Source organism: Micromonospora sp. CPCC 206060 (genome assembly GCF_036906895.1).
In the GTDB taxonomy this organism is placed as follows: domain Bacteria; phylum Actinomycetota; class Actinomycetes; order Mycobacteriales; family Micromonosporaceae; genus Micromonospora.
This window is the reverse complement of the sequence record NZ_JBAKHU010000156.1, coordinates 1-4,325: the sequence shown is the minus strand read 5'-3', so window position 1 is coordinate 4,325 and position 4,325 is coordinate 1. Positions and strand designations below refer to the sequence as shown.

7 protein-coding genes are annotated in these 4,325 nt (G+C 66.4%); 5 read left to right on the top strand and 2 right to left on the bottom strand.

Features of this window, described 5'->3' with window-relative positions; genetic code table 11:
* Positions 1-450: hypothetical protein (locus V6U90_RS32605; protein ID WP_334444901.1), on the bottom strand; the 450-nt coding region annotated here is incomplete at its 3' end.
* Between the two features lie 139 nt (positions 451-589).
* Here V6U90_RS32605 and V6U90_RS32600 point away from each other — a divergent pair.
* The 5 genes from V6U90_RS32600 to V6U90_RS32580 all read left to right on the top strand — a co-directional run bounded on the left by V6U90_RS32600 (position 590) and on the right by V6U90_RS32580 (position 3,809).
* On the top strand, positions 590-1,030 hold the full coding sequence (locus V6U90_RS32600) for a hypothetical protein (RefSeq protein WP_334444899.1): 441 nt from the start codon (positions 590-592) through the stop codon (positions 1,028-1,030).
* 462 nt (positions 1,031-1,492) lie between these two features.
* On the top strand, positions 1,493-1,855 hold the full coding sequence (locus V6U90_RS32595; protein WP_334444897.1) for a DUF2089 domain-containing protein: 363 nt from the start codon (positions 1,493-1,495) through the stop codon (positions 1,853-1,855).
* The gene (locus tag V6U90_RS32590; protein WP_334444895.1) at positions 1,852-2,112 is read left to right on the top strand and encodes a hypothetical protein; all 261 of its coding nucleotides are present in this window, start codon (positions 1,852-1,854) and stop codon (positions 2,110-2,112) included. The genes V6U90_RS32595 and V6U90_RS32590 overlap by 4 nt, the downstream gene beginning before the upstream one ends.
* 22 nt (positions 2,113-2,134) lie before the next feature.
* On the top strand, positions 2,135-2,566 hold the full coding sequence (locus V6U90_RS32585) for an SHOCT-like domain-containing protein (protein WP_334444893.1): 432 nt from the start codon (positions 2,135-2,137) through the stop codon (positions 2,564-2,566).
* Between the two features lie 469 nt (positions 2,567-3,035).
* Positions 3,036-3,809, top strand: coding sequence for an alpha/beta fold hydrolase (locus V6U90_RS32580; RefSeq protein WP_334444891.1), 774 nt, complete (start codon positions 3,036-3,038; stop codon positions 3,807-3,809).
* A 33-nt stretch (positions 3,810-3,842) separates the two neighbouring features.
* Here V6U90_RS32580 and V6U90_RS32575 read toward each other — a convergent pair whose 3' ends face one another.
* Entirely contained in the window at positions 3,843-4,001 is a 159-nt protein-coding gene (locus tag V6U90_RS32575) for a hypothetical protein (RefSeq protein WP_334444889.1), read from the bottom strand.
* Positions 4,002-4,325 lie beyond the last annotated feature (324 nt).

Below are 4,325 nucleotides of genomic sequence, written 5' to 3'. Positions count from 1 at the left end.
CCAGGTGTTCAGGTCGTCAACGGTGCTGGCTTCGGTGAGCACCACCTTGTACGCGCTGGCCAGTCGTCCGGGCCGGCTCAGGTCGTACTCGGCGTGACCGGACCAGTCAAGGTGATGCGGAAGCGCGACCATGCCTTCGGTCGGGCCGTTCAGCGCGGCGAGGGTTTCGGCCACGACGTAGGGCCTCCGGTCACCGTAGGGACGGTAGTCCGCCGGTGGCTGGGGTGGCGTCTTGCGCCGGCTGATGTTGGTCGCCCGTCGGATCTCCGGCCGTAGTGCCTGGCGGATCGTCTCCCGGCTGTACCCGGTGACCCGTTGCAGGTCCACCGGCCGCCAGCCGGCCGCGTGGAACGCCCGCAGTTGCTCGTCCCGCTCGGTCAAGGCGGCTGTCCTGGTCGCCTCGTACCTGGCGACGACCGCGCGCAGATTGTCCTCGGAGAACTGACCCACGCCCTCCAGCCTACCGGGCTAGGCCAAGCACGCTAGGCCCCTACCGCCTCCCTTCAGCCCCATCAAGAGCATGATCGAAAGCCGCCGAGCTACCAGGGGAATTTCACATCGAGTAGCGTCGGATCGATCGGAGGAAACGATGCGCAACACCGAGATGGCGAAGCTCAGCGGGCTCGTCGGCGAATGGACGACGACGGTGTCGGATGCCTGGTTCCTCGAACCGTCAGGCACCGAGGTGCCGGGCACCACCACCATCGAGTGGCTCGGGGAGTCGCTACTGGTCGTGCGGTCGGAGTTCGGCGGGGGCGGGCACGTGCATTCCGAGATGAGTCTCGTCCTCGGGCGCAGCGATGCGAACGATCGGTTCGTCGCGCTCTACCAAGACGACCGTGGCGTCTGCCGCGAGTTTGCGATGACCTTCGACGGCGGGCACTGGACGATGATCCGTGAGGACCCGGACTTCCACCAGCGGTTCATCGCCGACGTCGAGAAGGACCGGATCCTCGGCCGATGGGAGATGTCCGAGGACGGGGGCAAGTCCTGGCGGAAGGACTTCGACCTCACCTTCGAGCGCGCCTGAACTGAAGCGCCTCCGACGGCGAGCATCGCGCACCTGACCGGCGCCGAGCCATGGCATGTGCTCGCTGACCCTGAAGGTAACGAGTTCTGCCTACCGAGACGACGGGTACCAAAGGCGTAGTCGATCAACGTCAGGAGGCCGGCCGATACTGCCGGGCCGTGTACCTGGGGGCGTCTGACGTGCGTCCCGGCAAGGTGCACGTCGGGCCTTCGGCGAACACGCACCACGGGACCGTGGGCTTTGTCGGCGTCCTGCCAGCCCGCCGGACCGCAGGTACGTCGACGACATGCTGGCTGGGACGACGGCCTGCTGGCCACCATGAGGACACTGCGGATCGCAGATGACGGACACCCACACCATTCAAGATCAGATTAGAAAAGTTTATGTTCAACCGTTGACGGCTTAAAAAAATCAAGATACAAAGGAAAAGTGGCCGTGTCGCCGAGAGCAAGGGAGCCGAGGGTGGACTGGCAGGAACTGACCGACCTGACGCACGGACAGCCGTTCGTGGTCGAGCGGGTCCGCCTCGCCGGCAGCGGCATCGTGGTCGAGGGACAGTTCGAGCCGCCGCAGCTGGCTCAACTCAGCGTCGCCGATCAGGTGTTCGTCGCCGCGTTCGTACGATCACACGGTTCGATCAAGGAGATGGAGCGGATCTTCGGGGTGAGCTACCCGACGATCAAATCCCGGCTCAACCGGATCGTTGAGCACCTCGACTTCGTCGAGACCGACCCGGCACCCACCGGCGCCGACGTCATCGACCGCCTGGGGCGGGGAGAGATCAGCGTCCAGGAGGCGCTGGCCGAGCTGGAGCGGTCCCGATGATCCCGCAACTGGTGACGTACCGCCAACGCCGTCGCGACGGCCGCTGGCTGCGGCTGTACGTCCCCGTCCTGCCGGTACTGCTGGTGCTGTCACCGCTGCTGCTGCTCATCGTGTTGGCCGGACTGGTCGCCTGCCTCGTCTTCCGGGTCAGCCCGGTGGACGCGCTGCGCGGCACCGGGCAACTGCTGTGCGCGCTGCCCGGCACCCGGTTCGAGATCGAGCACGGCCGAACCTCCGTGCTGGTCAGCGTCAGATGAGTCAGAAGAGGGTGGAGCAACCATGAACGAGCAGCGCCGCCAGGTCCTCGAGATGCTGGCCGAGGGCAAGATCACCGCGGACGAGGCCGAGCGGCTGATCGACGCCCTCGACCGAGGACAGCCCGAGTCGCCGCCGGGTTCCGCGCCCCGCCCGAAACCCCGACCCAAGTACCTGCGCGTCGTGGTGAACTCGGAGGACGACTCCGGCGGTGATGGGCCGGCCCGGGTCAACGTCCGGGTCCCGCTGCAACTACTGCGCGCCGGGGTCCGGCTCACCAGCCTCATCCCCCCGCAGGCGCTCGCGAAGGTCAACGACGAGCTGACCAGGTCCGGCGTACCGATCGACCTCACCCAGCTCAAGCCGCAGCACATCGAGGAGCTCATCGAGCAGCTCGACGATCTCACCGTCGATGTCGACCAGCCCGACACCAAGGTGCAGGTGTTCTGCGAGTAACACCGTAACGGCGCCCCGACACCCGCCCGGACCACGGGGTCGGGCGGCCGTCCGGTCAGCTGGCCGCCGCGGGGTTCAACCCGTCGCGGCGGGTGCCGGAGAATCCGCAGTTCGATACAGATGTGGTCTGCGGTCACGGCAAGGGACGGCCCGTTGCTCGATCTGGACCTCGACGTCCAACGGCAGCATTCGCCTCGGCGAGGTGGCCTGCGGCTCGGTCGTGCGCGGGACCGCGATGGGTGATCTGGAAAGGTCGGAACCGCCGCTGGCACCGCCGCCCGGCTGGCGGTGAACACCCGGATTCGGGCACGTACGCAACCTGCTGGACAACGCCACCCGGCCCGACGAGACCGTCGAGGCGCGCGAGCCCACCCTCCTACGGCGACATCACACCCTCAACCGTTCCTGATCCACTTCTGGCCCTGGAAAGAGGGAAACTATGACCATCACGCAATCCGCCTGGACCGGCATGGTGCCGGTCGATGACACCGCGCTGTACGTGACCGACACCGGTGGGCCCGGCCGTCCCGTGGTCTACCTCAACGGCGCCTATGCCGACCAGTCGCACTGGCGGCGCGTCATCACCGACCTCGGCAGCGACTACCGGCACATCACCTACGACGAGCGCGCCCGCGGCAAGTCGAAACGCTCGGCAGATTACTCGTTCGAAGCGTGTCTCCGAGATGTGGATACCGCCCTCAAGGCCAGGGGTGTGGATCGACCGCTGCTGGTGGGCTGGTCCTACGGAGGCATCCTGGCATGGCACTGGGCCGACCGGAATCCGGACCGCGTCCTGGGGGTGGTGTGCGTGGACGCTTTTCCGGTCGGTCTGACCGGCGAGGAAGGCCATGAGCGGATCCGGAAGCTGTTCCGCCGGATGCGGTTGTTGTTTCCGATCGCTGCCCGGCTGGGCCTGGCTGCGCGGATGACCGCCGACCAGCACGCCGATGTCAACATCGAGCTCAACGAGATCGCCGCCGCCAGCGTGCCGGTCCTCGACCGCCTGACCTGCCCGGTACGGTTCGTCCTGGCCACCGGTGACAGCCTCGGGAGCCAGGACGGGGAGATGGAACAGGGGCGAAGCACGCTCGATCCGGTGCTCGCCCGCAACCCGAACCTCAAGGTGAGCGCGAAGGTCGCGAGCAACCACAGCAAGATCCTGCGCAACGACTCCCCCGCCGTCGCCCAGACCGTCCGTGAGCTCGCCGCCACCTGCCGACGATCGGGCGTCCCTGGCGCGTAACGGGCGCTCGACGTTCGGCTTGCCGAGGTGCCGCTACGTCACGGTGATCGGGTAGCCGATCGTGGCGATGTTCTTCCGCAGATCGGCAACGATGAGGTCAGGGTTCAGGGCCCGTACCACGGCGTCGGTGAGCGGCTGCTGGGCAACGACGTGCTCGACCGCCGCCGGGGCCTGTACCGTGCCATAACTCATCGCACATGCGGTGAGCTCGGGGTTTTCGGCTCGGGCTGATGATCGCCGGTATGGTCGTACGGTTGCTGTACCTGGGGATGATCCACCAACGAGTACCACCGGGCAGCCTGAACCGATCTTCAAAAACCCAAGTCAGGGCCGTCGAACGAGTTTTAGCACGGTACAGGGGATCAAGCGGGCGGCAAGCCAGGTTTCTTGGACATCGGAATACTCCTCGTGACAACGGTCGGACGAGAAGCTACCTTCCTGGCGTATCCGACATCAGAGGGCGGTTACGGAGATTGTGTCCCTTTCGGGGCCAAAGCAAACATGCCGGGCTCGTTT